This window comes from Streptomyces sp. NPDC028910, from assembly GCF_055564955.1.
The window spans coordinates 136,213-154,596 of sequence record NZ_JBVHVF010000016.1; the positions used below are offsets into that span (position 1 = coordinate 136,213).

The following is an 18,384-nucleotide window of genomic DNA, read 5'->3' on the forward strand; positions in this document are numbered from 1 at the left end:
CACCTGAACCCCCTGCGCCGTCGTCGCCGCAAGCGGACCCCGGGTCACGGGGGCCGCATGGCAAGGGACCAGCGCGTGGCCGTCATCGGGCTCGGCCGGTTCGGCAGTTCGCTGGCGAACGAGCTGACCCGCCGCGACTGGGACGTACTGGGCATCGACACCGATCCCGCGCTCGTGCAGAAGCACAGCGACGTCCTCACCCACTCCGCCGTGGCCGACTGCACCGACCCCGAGGTGCTGCGCCAGCTCGGAGTAGGAGAGTTTCCCAGTGTGGTCGTGGCGATCGGCACCGACATCGAGGCCAGCATCCTCATCGCCACCAACCTCCTCGACGAGGAGGTCCCCAACATCTGGGCCAAGGCCATCAGCCGCCAACACGGCCAGATCCTCGAACGTCTCGGCGTCCACCACGTCGTCCTGCCCGAACACCAGATGGGCGAACGCGTCGCCCATCTCGTCACCGGCCGCATGCTCGACTTCATCGAGTTCGATGACGACTACGCCCTGGTCAAGACCGTCACCCCGAACTCGATCACGGGAGTGCCCCTCGGCCAGAGCGCGGTACGGTCCCGCTACGGCATCACCGTCGTCGGTATCAAGCGCCCCGGCCAGGACTTCACCTACGCCACCGCGGAGACCGTGGTCGAGAAGGGCGACGTCATCATCGTCACGGGCAAGACCCCCGCGGTGGAGGCGTTCGCCGAACTCGGCTGAGGGTCTCGGACCCGTACGCGCGGACGTCGCCATGAGCACGCATCCTGGGGCCGTGCAGAATCGCGTGCAGGACCAACTTCCCGACACAGCAGGCCGGATGGTACTGGAGGGCCGTACCGTCGCGGAATCATTCCGCCCCGGTGCCTGGCGCGTCATCGCACTGGACACCGCTTCCCTGGGACGCCGGCAGTCCCGTACGCGCGGAGCGTGACGGCGGCGCTCGTCAGTCCTTGTGCGGGGCGGCGGACAGGGCGGGGGTGTGCTGGTAGACGTCGGGGATGCCGTCGGCGTCGGCGTCGAGGGTCTCCTCCTCGTACAGGCGCTTGTAGACGGTGTTGCGGCGCCGGAGCAGGAGTGCGGCGAGTGCGGCGGCGGTCAGGGAGGCGATGAGGACGGCCGCCTTGACGTGCTCGCCGGCCGCCTGGCCGGGGAAGGCCAGTTCGCCGATGAGGAGGGCGACGGTGAAGCCGATCCCGGCTAGGACGGACAGGCCGAGGACGTCGGCCCAGGCGAGGTCGGGATTGAGTCGTGCCTTCGTGAAGCGGGCGGCGAGGTAGGTGCCGAGGAAGACGCCCAGGACCTTGCCGGCGACCAGGCCGATCACCACGCCGAGGGCTTCGGGGCTGGTGAACACCTCGGCGATCGCGGGGCCGGAGACGCTGACCCCGGCGGCGAAGAGCGCGAAGAGCGGGACCGCGACGCCTGCCGAGAAGGGGTGCAGCCGGTGGGCGACCTGGCCGGCGGGTGAGGTGTCTTCGCCCTTGTCGCGGGTGGTGCGCAGGATGAGGCCCATGGCGACGCCGGCGACCGTGGCGTGGACGCCGCCGTTGTACATCAGCGCCCAGATGGCGATGCCGAGCGGTACGTACCACCACCAGCCGCGGACCCGGAAGCGCTGGAGGAGGTAGAAGACGGCAAGTCCGGCGAAGGATCCGCCGAGCGCCCAGAAGTTCAGGTCGGCGGTGAAGAAGATCGCGATGACGAGGATGCCGCCGAGGTCGTCGACCACCGCGAGCGTGAGCAGGAACGCGCGCAGGGCGTCGGGCAGGTGGGTGGAGATGACGGCGAGGACGGCGAGTGCGAAGGCGATGTCGGTGGCCATCGGCACGGCCCAGCCGTCCGGGCTGCCTTCCCCCGCCCAGGCGGTCGCGGCGTAGAGCGCGGCGGGCACGGCCATGCCGCAGAAGGCGGCGATGACCGGCAGCGCGGCGGTGGCGGGGGTACGGAGTTCACCCACGACCAGTTCGCGCTTGAGCTCGATGCCCGCGACGAGGAAGAAGACGGCGAGGAGCCCGTCGGCGGTCCAGTGGCCGACCGACAGCTCCAGGCCGAGGGCGGGTATCCCGAGGTGGAAGTCCCGTATCTGCTCGTACACGCCACTGAAAGGGCTGTTCGCCCAGACCAGTGCCACCACGGCGGCCGCGAGCAGGACCAGGCCGCCGACGGTCTCCGTGCGCAGGGCCGAGGCGATGGCCTGACGTTCGGGCCAGGGCAGGAGGCCGAACAGGGCGCGCGGGCGTGTGGTGGTCATACGGGGTGGCCTTCCGGAGTGCTTCTCACCTGCTGAATGACAAGAGAGCGGGGTCCGTGCACACCAAGGCGCAGGTGTGCACGGACCCTGCTCGGGAGCCGGCCGCGGGGGCGGTCAGACGGTGGTCTTCACCGGCTCCAGGTCTTCGTCCTCATCGGCTTCCGTGTCCTGGCCGGCGTCGCGGCGGCGGACGAAGTCGAGGAAGGAGTTCAGCTCCCGCTTGACCACGGGGGCCAGCAGGTACAGGCCGATGATGTTGATGACGGCGAGCATGAAGAGCACCGCGTCGGCCATGTCGATCAGGGTCTGCAGGGTGAGCAGCGAACCGGCGACCGCGAACAGGGTGTAGAGCACGTTGTACGTCAGCTCGCTGGCCTTGCTGCGGCCGAAGAGGTGCGACCAGGCCTTGAGGCCGTAGTAGCCCCAGGTCAGCACGGTGGAGATGGCGAACAGCATCACCGCGATGGTGAGGATGTACGGGAACCAGGGCAGGACCGTGCCGAAGGCGTCCGAGGTGATGGTCACGCCGCCGGGGCCTTCGCCCTTGCGGGCCTCGGCCCAGCTGGCCGGGTTGGCGATGACGATCGTCAGGGCGGTCATGGTGCAGATGACGACCGTGTCGATGAACGGCTCCAGCAGCGCGACCAGACCCTCGCTGGCGGGGTGCTTGGTCTTGACCGCGGAGTGCGCGATCGGGGCGGAGCCGAGACCGGCCTCGTTGGAGAACGCGGCCCGCTTGAAACCGATGATCAGCGCGCCGAGGACACCGCCGGCGACGCCCTGCGGGTTGAAGGCACCCTCGAAGATCGTGGAGATGGCGGCCGGGACGGCCGAGACGTTCACGAGGATGACGACCAGGCAGGCGGCGATGTAGATGCCGGCCATCGCGGGGACGAGCTTGCTGGTGACGGAGGCGATGGAGCGGATGCCGCCGAGGAGCACGATGCCGACCAGGGCGGCGACCAGGATGCCGAAGAACAGCGCGCCGGCGGAGGAGCCGATCATGCCGCTCTCGCCGCCGGTGACGGATACGAGCTGCGCGTAGGACTGGTTGACCTGGAAGAGGTTGCCGCCGAAGAGGCCGAAGAACAGGATCATCGCGGAGGCGAGGACACCGAGCACCTTGCCGAGCTTCAGGCCCTTGGCGCCGAAGCGGTCGGCCAGGCCCTTGGGCAGGTAGTGCATGGGGCCGCCGGAGACGGTGCCGTCGGCGTGCACCTCGCGGTACTTCACACCGAGCGTGACCTCGACGAACTTCGTCGCCATGCCCAGCAGGCCGCAGAGGATCATCCAGAAGGTGGCGCCCGGGCCGCCGATGGAGACGGCGACGGCGACACCGGCGATGTTGCCGAGGCCGACCGTGCCGGAGACGGCGGCGGTCAGGGCCTGGAAGTGATTGACCTCGCCGGCCGACCCCTTCTCGTCGTACTTGCCGCGCACCACGGCCACCGCGAGGCGGAACTTGCGTATCTGGACCAGGCCGAACCAGCCGGAGAAGACGAGACCGGCGACGACGAGCCACGCGACGATCAGCGGTAGCTGGGTGCCGGCGACGGGGACGGAATAGAAGACGACCTCACCGAGCCACTTGGCTATGGGCTCGAAGAATCCGCTGACGGCTTCGTCGACGGAGTTGGTGATGGAGTCGAGTGACATCTGGCAAAACCTCGATGGCGCAGGACCGGCGCAGTGCGGTGCGACGGTGTGAGTGCGGGCTTTGAGCGAACGCCGTTGTCCGATCGGCGACCCTGGGCGTCGTGGTCCGCGGACTCGGACCGTGACATCCCTGGCCGTGCAGCAGCCGGTGCGTGCCGGCACTCCGTGCTCCGGCGAGGGGTGGGCCGGAAGCGGAGTTGCGCATTCTTAGCACGCTCTTTACGTGATCCTTAGTGACCCGCGTCACACGCCTCTGGCTGTGCCCTGCGATTTCAAGGGGCGGTGATGCGATCGTTATCCGGATTTGAGGTTCCTCTGAGCGAACGAGGCGTCCGATACGCCCCCCTTGCGACCGGCGTCGCCGACGCGGTCGACGGCACGGCACGGGTGACGGCGCTCCACGGCGGGTACGTCCGGCGTCCGGCGGTTGTGGGTTTCATGGACGAGCGCACCGCCCCTGCTCCACCGCCTCGTCCACGCTCAACGGACCGAACACCTTGGTGTCGATCACGACGCGCTGTTCGTCGGCCTCTTCCCCTGCCTGGGCGCCGGAAAGGGAAGCGACGGTCCAGCCGCCGCCTGTCTTCCGGATCAGGCCCCAGTCCACCACGCCGGCGGGGCCGCGAGCGCGGCCCCGCCGCCGTTTTCCGTGCCCCGGCTCTCCCCGGGCGCCCGACGCGGGACCGGCGTTCAACGGACGTATGCGATGCAACAGCAAGCGGAGGGGGCTGACCGTGGTCGCCGGGCTCGCCCTGGCGGCCGGGACCGTTGCCGCCGCACCGTCGCCGAGCCCCGGTGGCTTCGACGTGGCGAGGGCCCTGGACACGCTGGACTCGCAGGTGCAGGACGGCATGCGGCGCACCGGGGTGCCCGGCGTCTCCGTGGCCGTGGTCCACGACGACAAGGTCGTCTACCTCAAGGGCTTCGGTGTCCGCAGCACCGATGCCCCGGGCGACAAGGTCGGCCCGGACACCGTCTTCCAGCTCGCCTCGGTCTCCAAGCCGGTGGCCTCCACCGTCCTGGCACAGGCCCTCGGCGCCGACGGCTTCGACGACCCGCTCAAGGGCGTCACCCTCAAGGACCCCTGGGTCAGCTCGCACGTCACGGCGGCCGACCTGCTCTCGCATCGCTCGGGCCTGCCGGACCACTCGGGCGACCTCCTTGAGGACCTGGGCTACGACCAGGCGTACATCCTGTCGCACCTGCGCTACGAGCCCCTCAGCCCGTTCCGCACCAGTTACGCGTACACCAACTTCGGCTTCACCGCGGCCGCCGAGGCCGTCGCCAAGGCCAAGGGCGTGCCCTGGGACAAGCTCTCCGAAGACCTGCTGTACAAGCCCGCCGGGATGACGCACACCAGCTCCCGCTTCAGCGATTACGAGAAGGCGGCCGACCGCGCCCTGACCCACGTCAAGACCGACGACGGCACCTGGAAGCCGCGCTACGTCCGCGACGCCGACGCGCAGACCGCGGCCGGCGGCGTCAGCTCCAACGCCCGGGACATGGCCCGCTGGCTACGCCTCCAGCTGGGCGGCGGAAAGATCGACGGCAAGCAGGTCATCAACAGCGCCGGCCTGGCCGAGACCCACCTCCCGCACAGCATCAGCCAGCCGCCGGCCGAACCGAACACCCAGCCCGGCTACTACGGCCTGGGCTGGAACGTGCGCTACGACGACCACGGCCGCCTGCGTCTGAGCCACGCCGGCGCCTTCGCACTCGGCGCCAACACCAACGTCACCCTGGTCCCCGCCGAGAAGCTCGCCATCGTGGTACTCACCAACGGCGCCCCCACGGGTCTCCCCGACACCGTCGCCCTCAATTTCTTCGACACCGCCGAGTTCGGCAAGCCCAGCCGGGACTGGCTGCCCGTGGTGGCCGAGGCCTACAAGCAGCAGCTCGGCGAGGGACGCTCGAAGACGGACTTCGCCAAGCCGCCCGCGGACCCGAAGCCGGCCCGCGCGGAGAGCGCGTACACCGGTACGTACACCAACCCGTTCTACGGGCGGGCCACCGTCACGGCCGGCCCGGGCGGCGGGCTGGTGCTGCACCTGGGACCGAAGCCGATGGACTTCCCCCTCACCCACTACGACGGGGACACCTTCAGCTTCGAGACCGTCGGCGAGAACGCCATCGGCCGCACCGGGGTGACCTTCACCGACGGCAGGATGCGGGTGGAGTACCTGGACGCCAACGGCCTCGGCACCTTCGAGAAGGGCAGCTAGGGCTCTCCCGCACGAACCCGCCTCCCGGAATTCGGAGTCGGACACGAAGGAACGCGCCCCCCGCCCGGCCACACTGGTGTCACCGCAGCGTGTGCCGGTCGACGACGCGCCCATCCAAGGAGCGTCCTTCACCGCACACGACCTGCCCGCCGCCTCTCCCCGCAGGCCACCCTTCCCTGCGCTGGCGGGCGGGTCTTCCTCCCTCGCGGACGCGGCAGGTCCAACACATAGCATCTGGACATACCTGCGGGTCGCTGGGCTGCGGCCTTGCTGTTCTGGGCTCCTCGACCAGCTTGGCCATCCGGGCCGGCTGGGTGTCGGCGCCGCCCCGGGTGGCCTCGACGACGAGCCGGCCGCCCGCGTTGAGGGTGGCCCCGGTGACCGCGGCCCCCACCGTGACCAGTTCGACCACCTCGCCGCCGACTGGGACACCATCCGGGCGTCTGTTCAGGGCAGCCGGCCGGCCATGCGGGCCGCCCGCAAGGCGAGCCACACCTCGGTGAGGTCCGCCGTGGAGGACAGGGTTCTGCCGCTCAGCGTGGCAAAACGGCGCAGGCGGTAGAGCAGGGTGTTGGGGTGGATGTGCAGGGCCCGCGCCGCTTCCTCCGTGGACCGGTCACGCTCCAGCCAGGTGAGGACGGAGAGAACGAGCGCACTGCCGTGCTCGGCGTCGTACCGCAGCGGCGCACCGAGCACCTGGTCCACCAGCCCGTCCAGCACGGAGGGGTCCTCGTGCAACCACCGGTCGGTGGTGTCGTCGCCGCATGCGACCAGCGGTCTGCCCGACGCCCGTGCTCGGGTGAGCGCCAGACAGGCTTCGCGCCGTGGCACGCCGAAGGTGCCGCCAGGGGCGAAGGGGCGTGAGATACCGGCCCTCGTACGGGCCAGGGCCGCGAGGGCGTCGAGGGCCGGCGGCGAGTCGGCGAGGAGCACGTACAGGCCCTCATGCCGGCGCAGCACCAGGTACGGTACGGCCGCTTCGTCGAGGGCTTGGACCACCGCGGCGTCGTCGAGCGGAGCGTCGTCCTCCCCCTCGAGCACCGCCAGGAGAACGAGTGCTTCCTCGGTGAACCCCAGCCGGGTCAGATACCGGCGCGCGGTCTGCGGGTCCAGGGCGTCCCGCACGAGTTCGGCGAGGAGCTCCGCGCCTTGGCGGCGCAGCGTTTCGCGTTCGTGGCGGACCATGGAGAGCTGGAGTGCCGCGACGGTCGCGATGTGCTGGACCACGCCGAGTCCCGCCGGTGGTACGCCCCGTCCCGGCCCGTCGTCCTGCCGCTCCAGGGCCAGGAGGTATCCGGCGGGTCCGCCCGGTGCGGGCACCGGCAGGAGGTGGCCGCCGGGGACGGTCGGGGCCGGGTCGGCTGAGGCGGGCAGCAAGACCGCGTGGCGGGCGCCAGGTACGGGAACGCCGGGCAGCAGGGGGTGCCCCTGCCTCGTACAGAGGTAGAGGGAGTATCCGGACAGCCGCTCCAGCCGGCGGAAGAGCTCCGCGGCGGTGAGGTTCTCCGCGGCGAGCCAGCGCAGTGCGCCGTACACCTGCACCTGAGCGCTCAGCCGCTTGCGGGCGTCCGCCTGCGCGGCGGCCGCGACCTCCTGCGCCACCGCTATGAAGGGGACTTGGAGCGGCAACTCCATCACTGGCAGAGCCCGTTCCTCTGCGGCGTCGAGGAATTCCCGGCGCAGTGGAGGGACGTGCAGGTGGGCGGAGAGCGCGAGCGCGGCCACGCCTGCGGCGTGGAGCCGCTCGATGTACGCGCGCTGCCGGACGGCGCTCCGGGGGATGGCAATGCCCGTCGTCATGATCAGCTCGGCGCCGAGGAGCCACGGGGTCGGGTCCTCCAGCTCGCTGACGTGCGCCCAGGCCACTGGCCGTTCGAGCCCCGCTTCGCCGGCGAGGACACGCAGTTGGAGAGCGGGCGAACGCACCAGGTCGTGGACCCGCAGGGTTGCTGCCATCGCGGTCATCGAGCACATGCTGCACGGTGGCGGACCATAACGGAAGAGGTGCCGGATTTGAATGCCGCACCAACGCCCACATCGTTGCCGCTGTTCGCGAGCCGCCTACCGTCGAACCACCGAAGGGGCTGGTCGGCCGACACATAGTGCCTCGCCCTCCCCGTCGGGGGCCCCGCGCCGCGTTGTGGCGGCGAACAAAGGGAGAGGCCAACGTTTGAGCGTCGCACCATTGCTGCTTGCCACGCGGCGACCGCACACTCTGGCTTCCGGTTCCGGGCCCGGGTGCCTCGGAACGACCGACAACGGGAGGGTCCATGGCGGTCAAGCCTGTCCGGGACTCCCACGCCGACCACAGCGGCGTGGAGGTCATTGAGAGCCTGTCCATCCAGCACGTTCCGTTCGCCGAACGGCACGGAAGGCTCTGGAAGCAGGGCCCCTTCTGGTTCCAGGGGAATTTCCAGCCCTTCACTCTGTCGCTCGGTTTCATCGGCCCAGGGTTGGGTCTGTCCGTCGGCTGGACCGTGCTGGCCAGTGCGCTGGGGCTGCTGGTGGGCACCTTCTTCATGGCCTTCCACGCCAGCCAGGGCCCGCAGCTGGGGCTGCCGCAGATGATCCAGTCCCGCGGCCAGTTCGGGTACCGCGGGGTGATCGTGCCCCTGGCCGCCACCTTGTTCACCTTCGTCGGCTTCAACGTCGTCGACACGATCATCATCGGCAACGGCCTTCAGTCCGTCTTCGGCTGGGACGCCACCGCGGTCGGGATCGGCATCACCGTCATCGCGGTCGTCCTGGCCGTGTACGGCCACGACTGGTTGCATCGGGCGTTCCAGGTTCTCTTCTGGTGCTCGGCGCCGTGCTGGCTGGTGCTCTCGGCGGGGATCCTGACCGGGCAGGTGGCGGGCGCACCGGACACCGGAGCAGAGGGCACCGGCGGAGGCTTCACGATGGTCGCCTTCATGGTGCAGTTCACCGCCGCGGCCGGCTACAACATCTCGTACGCCCCCTACGTATCGGACTATTCGCGCTACCTGCCGCGCGCCACCCCGACACCCCGCATCATCGCCTCGGTGTTCGCCGGCGCCGCCGGTTCGCCGATGTGGCTGATCCCCATCGGCGCGTGGATGGCCTCCACCCTCCGCGTGAACGATCCGCTGGCCGGGATCCGCGCCGCGGGGGACCAGGTGGTGACCGGGCTCGGCGCCGTCCTGACGCTGCTGTCGGTGCTGGCGCTGGTCGCCACCATGGGACTCAACGCATACAGCGGCATGCTGACGGTCCTCACCGGGGCCGACTCGATCCGCCCGTTCCGGCCGGGGCGGCGGGCCCGGGTCGTCACGATCAGCGGCCTCGCCGTCGTCTGGTGTGCGGTGGGCCTCAGTGTCTCGGCCGACTTCTCCACGGCACTGGGCAACGCCCTGCTCCTCATGCTGTACCTGCTGATCCCGTGGACCGCGGTGAACCTCGTCGACTACTTCTTCGTCCGCCGCGGACACTACGCCATCACCCACCTGTTCCGTCCGGACGGCATCTACGGCGCCTGGGCGTGGCGCGGCCTGGTGGCCTACGCGGTGGGCTTGGTCCTGATGGTGCCGTTCATGGTGGTGGGCCCCTTCACCGGACCCGTCGCGAAGGCGCTCGGCGGGATCGACGTGGCCTTCGTCATCGGGCTCGCCGTATCGGGCGTCCTGTATTACGTCCTGACCCGCGCGATGGACCTGTCGGCGGAGGAGCCGGCGGTCGCCGCCAGCGAACGCGAACTGGCCTCGCCGCACGGGGTGCACACCGGCGGCTCGCCGGCGGTGACCGAAGCTCCTTCACTGCCCGGCGGACTCGCCGCCACCACTACGGACAGCCTGCCGGCGGTGGAGGGGTGAGCGCCGACCCGGAAGCCGAGGTGCGCGCGGCCGCCGCCGACCTGGTCGCCGCCTTCGGCGCCCACGACACGCGTCAGTACTTCGCCGCCTTCGCCGAGGACGCCACCTTCCTCTTCCACACCGAGCCGCGGCTTCTCCCCACGCGGGCCGCGTACGAGGAGCAGTGGCGGGCCTGGGAAGCGGACGGGTTCCGCGTACTGCACTGCCGTACGCACGACACCGAGGTCCGTGTCGTCGGCGAGGGCTTGGCCGTGCTGACCCATCGCGTGCGCACCCGCCTCGCCACGAAAGGTGCCGACGACGGCGAGGAACTGCGCGAACGGGAGACCGTCGTGTTCCGGCGGGCCCACGACGGGCGCTGGCTCGTCATCCACGAACACCTCTCGCCCGAGCCGTGACCGGCTCCCACACCTCGGGCGAGAGGCCAGGCCCCGGGCAGCCCCCGTGGCCACCGGACGAGGACCATGCGGCCCCGTCCGTACGGAGGTCTTCGGCACACGCGCTGCCGCAGACGCTCCCGCAGATCCGACCATCCACCTGGAGGGACGCCCATGAGACGCACCACACGACCCGGACGCCCGGCCCGAACCTGGATCGGCGCGGCGGTGATGGCGCTCGCCGCCCTGCTGATCACCGGGCCCGGCCCGGCGTCGGCCACCGACACCCCCACGGACCGGCTGCCAGCCCTGGAACCGCTCCAGCGGGAACTCGCCGACAACGACCTCGTCCGTGAGCCGGACACGGCGATCACCTGGCTCCGCTTCACCGGAGCGCCCGCGAACCTCGGCTCCGGCGCCCTGCACGTGGTCGGACGGCGCACCAAGGAGGAGGCGGCAGCGGCCACTCCGGGCAACAATGTGCTGCCCGCCTACCAGCGGATCTCCCGGTCGGACGGCACCTCCTACGAGGTGCCGGTCGGTCTGATGACCTATCACGACGAGCACAAGCACTTCCACATGGACGGCATCTCCCGCTACCGGCTGATCGACTCCGCCGGGCAGATCGTCCGCGAGTCGCCGAAGGTCGCCTTCTGCCTGGTCGACCTGGAGATCGCCGACTCGACGCTCCCCGGCTCCCCCGTCAACCCCACGTACAACTCCTGCTCGCACAACGCCAACGCCACGAGCCTGACGATGGGCATCTCCGTCGGCTGGGCCGACGTCTACGCCAAGGAGCTCGCCGGGCAGTCCTTCGACGTCAGCGGACTGATGCAGCTTCCGCCGCAGCAGTACACGCTGGAAATGACGACGAACCCGCTTGGCCTCCTGCACGAGACCAACCGCACCAGTCCGAAGACGACTTCGGTGACCGTGACCATCGGCCAAGGCGTACCCGTCGGTGTCGGCGGACCCCGTCCGGGCGTCTGACGGAGCGGCCATAGGAACCGGGCCTGCGGGGCAGCTGGAGACGCCTCCCGCTGCCCCGCGCCACCGGCGAACTCTTGTTGGTCAGCCGCCTGCCTCGGTAGTGCCGCCGCCGGGGACAGTTCCTGCCAGAGGCAGGAACTCACCCGCTGGGCGGACCGCTCAGAGTCCGTGCCGGTCGAGAGTCGACATCAGCTTCCGCTTACGTCTCTGATCGGCGCGCAGGGCGGCCAGGTAGACGTCGAACTCGCCCTCGGTGCCCAGCGTGCGGTGGCAGGCGCGGGCGCTGAGGAGCAGTTCCGTGATGCGTTCGTATGTGTCGTCGCCTGTCTGCTCGCGCAGGGGCTCGATCCAGCGGAGGTAGACGGGCAGTGCGTCGGCGGGCCGCTGGTCGCGGATCCGGTCGGCCAGGGCGAGCCACTGACGCTGGTCCGCGTACCCGTCGGCGGCGGCCTGCCAGGCGGCCCCGAGGTCGGCGTCGTCCATGAGCGCGTCGACGAGCGCCGAGCCGCCGTACCAGCGGCCGTTGTTGGGCTGGTCGGCTGCCTTCAGTGCCTCCCGGGCGCCGTCGCGCTCGGTGCCCTCCCAGGCGTCGGCCGCGCGGGCCGCCGTACGCAGATGCTGATAGGTGGCCAGCGAGGGGCGGGCCCGCAGCAGGTCCCGGCGGAGGGCGACCACGTCGGCGAGGCGGTTCGCTCGCGCGTACCGCCCGCAGACGTAGGCGACCAGTTCGTCGTCCGGGCCGCGGTCGGACTCGGCCTCCCGCAGCCCGCGTTCGGCCCATTCCAGGGCCTCGGCGGCGCGGCCCGCTGCCTCCAGCTCCTTGGCGATCACCAGGTGGGTGTGGCCGTTCGGGTCGAGGTCTGCCGCGTATACGGCGATCAGTGCGTCCGCGCTGCTGCCGTCCTCCTTCAGGAGGCGCTCCATGAGGAACTTCTCCGCCCATCCCTTGGGGTTGGCCCGCCAGGCGGCCACGACCAACTCGCGTGCCCGGGTCAGGCCCGGCTCGCCCAGCACCTCCCGGTAGTCGAAGAGGTCTATGTCAGTGAGGTCGTTCAGGTCGTCCAGCAGGTGGCCCACCAGCCACTCGGCGGTCTGCACCGGGTCGGGCCGGGCAGTCCGGCAGGCCTCCAGGTGGGCCTCGGCCAGTGCGGTGGCGACATCCCCGATCAGGCCGTCCGCGTCGTCGATCTCCCCGTACGTCCGGCCCAGAGCCCGGAGCGCCTCGCGGGCCACCTCCACCGCGTCGGCCGACCGGCCGCCGGCCATCAGCGCCCGCAGGGCGGTGACCGCCTCCGCGGCCTGCTGCCCGTAGGCGTGGGCGTCGGCGTACTCGACGTAGCCGTATCGGGCGAAGGGGCGGGTGTCGAGCATGCTCAGGATGCGCTCGCGGACGATGCCGGTGTCCTCCCCGGCGGCGGCCGCGCGCAGCTCCAGGCGCCGGCGCAGGTCACGGTCGTCGGCGAGCTGTTCCCGTACCAGGGCGAGCAGCTCCTCGCGGGTGCGGGACTCCAGCCAGGCATCCAGCAGCGGGGAACGGGAGGCGGCGGCCGACCGCTGCCGCGGCACGGATTCGGCCTGCCCCAGGACGGTCAGGCCCACCGCCACACAGTGCTTGCAGAAGTTGCCCTCCTGCCCGTACGGGCAGTCGCACCAGCCGGTGAGCCCGCCGTCGTCGTCTTCGGTGAGCTCGACTTCGTAGGCGTCGGTGCCGTCCACGGTCGCGGTGATCACCGCGACCCCGATGTCCAGCCGGGACACCGCGGACAGATAGCCGACCCCCCGCTCGAAGGAGCGCGCCCCCGCCAGCCGGCGCAGGTCGTTCTCGGCGAAACCCAGAGCATGTGTCACGGCATTCATTTAACCGGAATGGAACCTCCCACCACTGGCTGTTCAGGATGGTCCGACCTGGCCTGATGGTGCGTCCGTCGGGTGACGGGCCAGGAACCCGGCCAGGGCCTCGGCCACCGGCCGGGACTGTTCGATGTGGAGGAGGTGGCCCACTCCGTCGACGACGGACTCCTCGACGTGGGGCACGGTGGCGCGGAGAAACGCGGCGACCTCGACCCACAGGGGGCGGGTATCGCTCCCCAGCATGGACAGCACCGGCTGGCGGATCGCCGCGGCGTTGCCGGGGCCGAACTGCCACTCGGTCAGGGCGGGGAGCTCGATCCCGAAGAACGTGTCGGCGTCCTTGACCGCCTGCGCAACGCTGCCCGGAACACGCTCGTCGAGCAGGGTCCGACAGCGTTCCCAGTCCATGCCGCTGACGAGGGACAGGAACAGTCCCAGGGCACGTTCTGCCTCACCGTCCGCGTATGCCTCGAACGCTGGTGCCGCCTGTGCGAGGAATGCCTCGCCCGCGGCCACCGACAGCAGGGAGAGCTCCAGCAGGCAGACCGTGACGACACGGTCGCGGTGGTCCTGTGCCATCTGGGCGGCGACCGCCGCCCCGCTCGAGTGCCCGGCCACGTGGACGCGGTCGATGCCGAGGCGGTCGAGCAGCGCGATGGCATCGGCGGCGTGGTCGGCGACGCTGACCGGCCCGGCGGTGTGGGTGCTGCCGCACCAGCCCCGCTTGTGATAGGTGATGAGGCTGTAGCGCTCGGTGAGTGCCGGTTCGGCTACGAGCGGGACAAATCCGTCGGAGAGGACCGGGCTGATGAACAGGACCGGCTCCCCGGTTCCGCGGATCTCATGCTCCAGCTGGATGTCGTTGACCGTGACGGTGTCCATGATGTCCTCCACTGCGGTGACGTCTCACCATGGAGGCGTAAGCGAGCCGGTTACCGCCGTAACCGGCTCGCCCGGCATCGAAGGACGCATCCATGAACGGTGCCCCCGGCGACGGATCCGCGCTGGAGCGGGCGCGGAACGCCGCTGCCTGTGGTGCGTGGGCGGACGCCTACGCCGGCTATCTGGAGGCCCGGGAGGCGGGCCGGCTCGGCCCCGCGGAGCTTGCCGACTTCGCCGGCGTCGCGTATGCCGCAGGGCATCTCGACGTGACGATCGAGACCTGGGAGCGACTCCACGGCGAGCTGGCCGCGCTCGGCGAGGACAACGGGGCGGCCGGGGCCGCCGTGCGGGTCGCCATGCACTTGCTGTTCGATACGGCGCTCATGGCACCGGTACGGGGATGGCTACGCCGCGCGGAACGCCTCCTCGACCCTGCGTCGGCGACACCCGCGCACGCTTGGTTTGCGGCAGTGCGCACCTTCGAGCGACTCCTCAGCGGAGATCTCGACGCGGCCCGGGACTGGGCCGGGCGGGCGATCGAGACCGGCTCGCACACCGATCCGGCCGCTGCGGCGATCGGACGCGTGTCCCAGGCCCGGCTGGTCATTCTCGACGGCGACGTCGAAACGGGTCTGGAGCTTCTCGACGACGCCGGCACGGCGGTGATGTCCGGCGAACTCGACGCACTGTCGACCGGAGTCGTCTACTGCGAGGTGGTGTGCGCACTGCAGGGCCTGGCCCAGTACGACCTGGCCGAGCAGTGGACCGAGGCGATGGAGCGTTGGGCGCGTACGAACGCGATCGGCAGCCTGCACGGCCGGTGCCGGGTGCACCGGGCCGAGATCCTGCGCCTGCGGGGCCAGTGCGCGAACGCCGAGCAGCAGGCGCTGCTGGCCTGCGACGAGCTGCGCCCCTACCTGCGGCGCGAGCTGGGCTGGCCGCTGACGGAGCTGGGCCGGATCCGGCTGCGGCTCGGCGACCTGACCGGCGCCGAAGAAGCGCTGCTCGCCGCCCATGGCCTCGGGTGGGATCCCGAACCCGGGCTCTCCCTCGTCCGGCTCGCCGGCGGCGAGGTCGACACTGCGGCCGCCGCGCTCCGCGAGGCGCTGGAGCGGCCGCTGCCGGTCCCGTCGAAGGAGCTGCCCCCCACCTCCGAGTTGCGGCGGGCGCCGTTGCTGGACGCGCAGGTCAGGATTGCCGTGGCCGGCGGCGACCTGGAAACGGCCCGGGTCGCGGCCCGCGAGCTCGCGGGGGTCGCCGTCCGCTTCAAAAGCAACGCACTCGCCGCATCGGCACTCCGGGCGCGGGGCGAGGTCCTGCTCGCCGAGGGCGATGCGGCCGGCGCGTCTGCGCTGTTCGCCGACGCCGTCCGTGCCTGGACTGAGATCGGCGCCCCCTACGAGACGGCCGAGTGCCGGCTTCGACTCGCGGACGCACAGCGCGCCCTGGGAAACCTCCGGGCCGAGCTTCTCGAGCGGGAGGCGGCGCGTACCGAGCTCGAACGGATCGCCCGCGCGCCTGCGGCCGCCCAGCCGCCTCGGGACACGACCGAGCCGAACACGTTCGTTCGGGAGGGCGATCACTGGCGGGTCGTCTTCGACGGTCGGCGCGTGACCGTCCGCGACAGCAAGGGCATGCACCACCTCGCCCGGCTGCTCGCCGCGCCGGGCCGGGAGTTCCACGTCCTCGACCTCGTCGCCGCCGACAGCGACGACCCCAAGTCCGCGGCCAGGCTCTCCCGCGCCGGCGACCTCGGCCCCCTCCTTGACGACCGCGCCAAGGAGATGTACCGCCGGCGGCTCGCCGAGATCGAGGACGACATCGAGGAGGCCCGTGCCGACAACGACATCGCCAGGCAGGAACAGACTGAGCTCGAACGCGATTTCCTGATCAACGAACTCGCCAGGGCCGTCGGGCTCGGAGGGCGCGACCGGCGTGCCGGCGCGGCCTCCGAACGGGCCCGGGCCGCCGTGACGCAGGCCGTGCGCAAGGCCATCGGCCGCCTCCGCGACGCCTCTCCGCCGCTTGGCGACCACCTTGACCGCACGATCCGCACGGGAACCTACTGTGCCTATGTCCCCGATCCGCGCGTTCCTTCCCCTTGGCCCACGTGACTTGGGTGTCTACGCAGGTCAGAGCCGCGACGACCGGGCCTTGTCACAGCGGGCGATCCCGGCCCGGGAGAGGGCGGGGAGCTGGCGCAGCCGGAAGCCGGGCGGGCCCGAGGCGGGCGAGGAACGCCCCGAGATCGGCGCTGAACTCGGCGTCCTCGCGGCGGGCGACGTCCTTGCGTCGCGCAGATGGGCCTGGAAGGCATCCGCCTGCAGGCCCTGAAAGTTGCCCGCACTGGGACCGGGTGTCCGCGCACCCGACCGGGCCCGCGGCGACAAGGCGTACTCCAGCCGGGCCAATCGCGCCTGCTCGCGCAAACGCGCTGGATCAAGGGGGAATCGGCCGGCGGGCCCGGGATGAGGGGTGCCGGGGGCGGTGGCATGGCGCACCCTGTGGCAGTGGAACGGGGTGGCGTCTGCCGATGGGACGGGCCCGGCCAGGCATGAGGGTGTACGCCGATTGGTCGGGGATCGGCTTGCTGGTGTGCGGGCACTGGTGAAGGATCAGGTTACGGCATGTGCCGCTTATGTATCGTGATGTCACGATTCGCGGCGTGTCGTCCTCTGCCTGCTCGACATCATGAGGAGTGGCCATGGAAGACAGTCCGCTCAGCCGTCGACGGCTGTTGTGGGGTACTGCGGGCGCGGCGGGTACGGCTCTGGCCGCTGTCGGGCTAAGCCAGCTGATGGGCCCCGAGGAGAAGGTGAAGGCTGCGCTGCCGAGCCCGGTGCGCAAGGCCCCCGTCGCCGCCGGGCCGCCTGCGACCCTGCGTCGGGACCACTCGGTGGACTACGCCCCCGCCGTCTGGGTCGAAGCCTCCGAGTCCAACTACACGTCCTCCGACCGCCCCGAGGCGTATCCCATCGAATACGTCGTCATTCACGTGACAACGGACATTTTGCCGATGATGCTCGCCACGTTCAACGACCCCGCCGAGCGGGTGTCCGCGCACTACGTGATCAGCGCAACCGGCACACGGATCGCCCAGTGCGTGCGCGAGCGCGACGTCGCCTGGCACTGCGGCAGCGTCTGGTACAACGACCGGAGCATCGGTATCGAGCACGAAGGCTGGATCGACCAGCCTGTTTACACCGACGGGATGTACGAGGCGTCCGCCGTGCTCACGGCCACGATCTGCGCGAAGTACGACGTGCCGGTCGACCGGGACCACATCCTGGGCCACGGCGAGGTCCCGCAGTCCACTCACGAGGACCCCGGGCCCGTGTGGAACTGGAACAAGTACATGAAGCTCGTCGAGACCGCACACCGGCGCATCAGGACCTGACACCCCGTCGCCCCCATCACGCGGGCTCGCGGTCTCCGTACCCACGAGTTCACTGCGGCGGTACGCGTCATGACGCAGGGGGCTTTCGGTCGCCGCTGCGCACCAAGGTTCGCAGGTCGATGACGCGGTAGCCACGGTCGCTGAACGCATCCAGGATCTGCGGCAGGGCTTGGGCATCGATCACCTCGGTGCGGCCCTCGGAAGCGCCGACGTGCATCTGCACGATCGCGCCCGGGCGTAGGGCGTCCAGTGCTCTGTCTACCGCGTCGTTCACGGTCATGCCGCCCTCGGTGCCCTTCCATCCGTCGGTGTCGGTCGTGAACTCGACGACCGCAAAGCGGAGGGCGTTGACCTCCTCGATGTGTGTGGGGCTGGTCTCGCTGTAGGGAAACCGGAAGAACGGGGTGCGGGCTGCTCCCGCCCCGGCCGCGCGCAGCGCCTGGTCCGCGGCCAGCACCTCCTGTCTTCTACCGGCCTCGGTTAGGTCCTTGAAGTAGGGGTGGCTGTGGGAGTGGTTCCCCAGTCCGTGCCCGGCGGCTGCGATCCTGCGGACCGCCTCGGGATGCCGGACGGCGAAGTCGCCGGTCAGGAAGAACGTCGCCGGTGTCCGTCGGCGGGCAAGCTCGCCAAGGACGGTCTTCAGGCCGGCGTCGTTCCACGCCGCGTTGAACGTCACCGCGACGACCCGCTCGCGTGTTTGGATCACGCGGTTCTCCGACCCGAACAGCGACTGCAGGGCGTCCTCATCCGTTGCGGCCCCCGGGTGGGCAGAGACAGCCTTCGACGGCGCTGCCGTAGGCCCTGGCACCGCCGTCGGCCCCGGCTCCGCCGTGCACGAGACAGCCAACAGCCCAGCGGCCGCCACGAACAGGCGACGGAACCGCATGCGGCATGCGGCGAGTGGAGCATGTGTAGTCACACTGCCGTCATCGGC

At 70.7% G+C, this 18,384-nt stretch carries 13 protein-coding genes; 7 read left to right on the forward strand and 6 right to left on the reverse strand.

The window, feature by feature from the left end:
* Positions 1-57: 57 nt before the first annotated feature.
* Positions 58-714 carry a potassium channel family protein gene (locus ACZ4TV_RS20540; protein WP_468136115.1) on the forward strand — a complete coding sequence of 219 codons (657 nt, stop codon included), beginning with the start codon at positions 58-60 and terminating at the stop codon, positions 712-714.
* Between the two features lie 223 nt (positions 715-937).
* On the opposite strand, the gene nhaA is transcribed toward ACZ4TV_RS20540, so the two are convergent.
* Positions 938-2,245, reverse strand: a complete 1,308-nt coding sequence (gene nhaA / locus ACZ4TV_RS20545) for a Na+/H+ antiporter NhaA (protein ID WP_468136116.1) — start codon at positions 2,243-2,245, stop codon at positions 938-940.
* A 114-nt stretch (positions 2,246-2,359) separates the two neighbouring features.
* On the reverse strand, positions 2,360-3,901 hold the full coding sequence (locus ACZ4TV_RS20550; protein WP_468136117.1) for an alanine/glycine:cation symporter family protein: 1,542 nt from the start codon (positions 3,899-3,901) through the stop codon (positions 2,360-2,362).
* Positions 3,902-4,602: 701 nt separating this feature from the next.
* On the opposite strand from ACZ4TV_RS20550, the gene ACZ4TV_RS20555 reads away from it, so the two are divergent.
* A complete protein-coding gene (locus ACZ4TV_RS20555; RefSeq protein WP_468136118.1) occupies positions 4,603-6,123 on the forward strand; it encodes a serine hydrolase in 1,521 nt (506 codons plus the stop codon).
* Positions 6,124-6,570: 447 nt separating this feature from the next.
* Here ACZ4TV_RS20555 and ACZ4TV_RS20560 read toward each other — a convergent pair whose 3' ends face one another.
* Positions 6,571-8,088 carry a PucR family transcriptional regulator gene (locus ACZ4TV_RS20560; protein ID WP_468136119.1) on the reverse strand — a complete coding sequence of 506 codons (1,518 nt, stop codon included), beginning with the start codon at positions 8,086-8,088 and terminating at the stop codon, positions 6,571-6,573.
* A gap of 305 nt (positions 8,089-8,393) precedes the next feature.
* Here ACZ4TV_RS20560 and ACZ4TV_RS20565 point away from each other — a divergent pair, with 305 nt between their 5' ends.
* The 3 genes from ACZ4TV_RS20565 to ACZ4TV_RS20575 all read left to right on the forward strand — a co-directional run bounded on the left by ACZ4TV_RS20565 (position 8,394) and on the right by ACZ4TV_RS20575 (position 11,320).
* Complete coding sequence (locus ACZ4TV_RS20565; protein WP_468136120.1) at positions 8,394-9,953, forward strand: purine-cytosine permease family protein; 1,560 nt, start codon at positions 8,394-8,396, stop codon at positions 9,951-9,953.
* Positions 9,950-10,351: a YybH family protein gene (locus ACZ4TV_RS20570; RefSeq protein WP_468136121.1), complete on the forward strand. Its 402-nt coding sequence runs from the start codon at positions 9,950-9,952 to the stop codon at positions 10,349-10,351. The genes ACZ4TV_RS20565 and ACZ4TV_RS20570 overlap by 4 nt, the downstream gene beginning before the upstream one ends.
* Before the next feature lie 153 nt (positions 10,352-10,504).
* A complete protein-coding gene (locus ACZ4TV_RS20575; protein WP_468136122.1) occupies positions 10,505-11,320 on the forward strand; it encodes a lysyl oxidase family protein in 816 nt (271 codons plus the stop codon).
* 159 nt (positions 11,321-11,479) lie between these two features.
* Here the strand turns inward: ACZ4TV_RS20575 and ACZ4TV_RS20580 are convergent, their stop codons facing one another.
* Both ACZ4TV_RS20580 and ACZ4TV_RS20585 read right to left on the reverse strand, forming a co-directional pair.
* Positions 11,480-13,168 carry an SWIM zinc finger family protein gene (locus tag ACZ4TV_RS20580; protein WP_468136123.1) on the reverse strand — a complete coding sequence of 563 codons (1,689 nt, stop codon included), beginning with the start codon at positions 13,166-13,168 and terminating at the stop codon, positions 11,480-11,482.
* A gap of 42 nt (positions 13,169-13,210) precedes the next feature.
* Positions 13,211-14,053, reverse strand: coding sequence for an alpha/beta fold hydrolase (locus ACZ4TV_RS20585; RefSeq protein WP_468136124.1), 843 nt, complete (start codon positions 14,051-14,053; stop codon positions 13,211-13,213).
* A gap of 92 nt (positions 14,054-14,145) precedes the next feature.
* Here ACZ4TV_RS20585 and ACZ4TV_RS20590 point away from each other — a divergent pair, with 92 nt between their 5' ends.
* Together ACZ4TV_RS20590 and ACZ4TV_RS20595 are read left to right on the forward strand one after the other, a co-directional pair.
* Entirely contained in the window at positions 14,146-16,167 is a 2,022-nt protein-coding gene (locus ACZ4TV_RS20590; protein WP_468136125.1) for a transcriptional regulator, read from the forward strand.
* Between the two features lie 590 nt (positions 16,168-16,757).
* Entirely contained in the window at positions 16,758-17,450 is a 693-nt protein-coding gene (locus ACZ4TV_RS20595) for an N-acetylmuramoyl-L-alanine amidase (RefSeq protein WP_468136126.1), read from the forward strand.
* Between the two features lie 67 nt (positions 17,451-17,517).
* Here ACZ4TV_RS20595 and ACZ4TV_RS20600 read toward each other — a convergent pair whose 3' ends face one another.
* The gene (locus tag ACZ4TV_RS20600; protein ID WP_468136127.1) at positions 17,518-18,336 is read right to left on the reverse strand and encodes a polysaccharide deacetylase family protein; all 819 of its coding nucleotides are present in this window, start codon (positions 18,334-18,336) and stop codon (positions 17,518-17,520) included.
* Positions 18,337-18,384: the final 48 nt, after the last annotated feature.

Coding starts and splice junctions, on each gene's coding strand:
- ACZ4TV_RS20550 (WP_468136117.1), bottom strand. CDS start 3,901: ATGTCACTCGACTCCATCACCAACTCCGTCGACGAAGCCGTCAGCGGA.
- ACZ4TV_RS20590 (WP_468136125.1), top strand. CDS start 14,146: ATGAACGGTGCCCCCGGCGACGGATCCGCGCTGGAGCGGGCGCGGAAC.
- ACZ4TV_RS20575 (WP_468136122.1), top strand. CDS start 10,505: ATGAGACGCACCACACGACCCGGACGCCCGGCCCGAACCTGGATCGGC.
- ACZ4TV_RS20565 (WP_468136120.1), top strand. CDS start 8,394: ATGGCGGTCAAGCCTGTCCGGGACTCCCACGCCGACCACAGCGGCGTG.
- ACZ4TV_RS20555 (WP_468136118.1), top strand. CDS start 4,603: ATGCGATGCAACAGCAAGCGGAGGGGGCTGACCGTGGTCGCCGGGCTC.
- nhaA (WP_468136116.1), bottom strand. CDS start 2,245: ATGACCACCACACGCCCGCGCGCCCTGTTCGGCCTCCTGCCCTGGCCC.
- ACZ4TV_RS20600 (WP_468136127.1), bottom strand. CDS start 18,336: ATGCGGTTCCGTCGCCTGTTCGTGGCGGCCGCTGGGCTGTTGGCTGTC.
- ACZ4TV_RS20585 (WP_468136124.1), bottom strand. CDS start 14,053: ATGGACACCGTCACGGTCAACGACATCCAGCTGGAGCATGAGATCCGC.
- ACZ4TV_RS20540 (WP_468136115.1), top strand. CDS start 58: ATGGCAAGGGACCAGCGCGTGGCCGTCATCGGGCTCGGCCGGTTCGGC.
- ACZ4TV_RS20595 (WP_468136126.1), top strand. CDS start 16,758: ATGGAAGACAGTCCGCTCAGCCGTCGACGGCTGTTGTGGGGTACTGCG.
- ACZ4TV_RS20560 (WP_468136119.1), bottom strand. CDS start 8,088: ATGACCGCGATGGCAGCAACCCTGCGGGTCCACGACCTGGTGCGTTCG.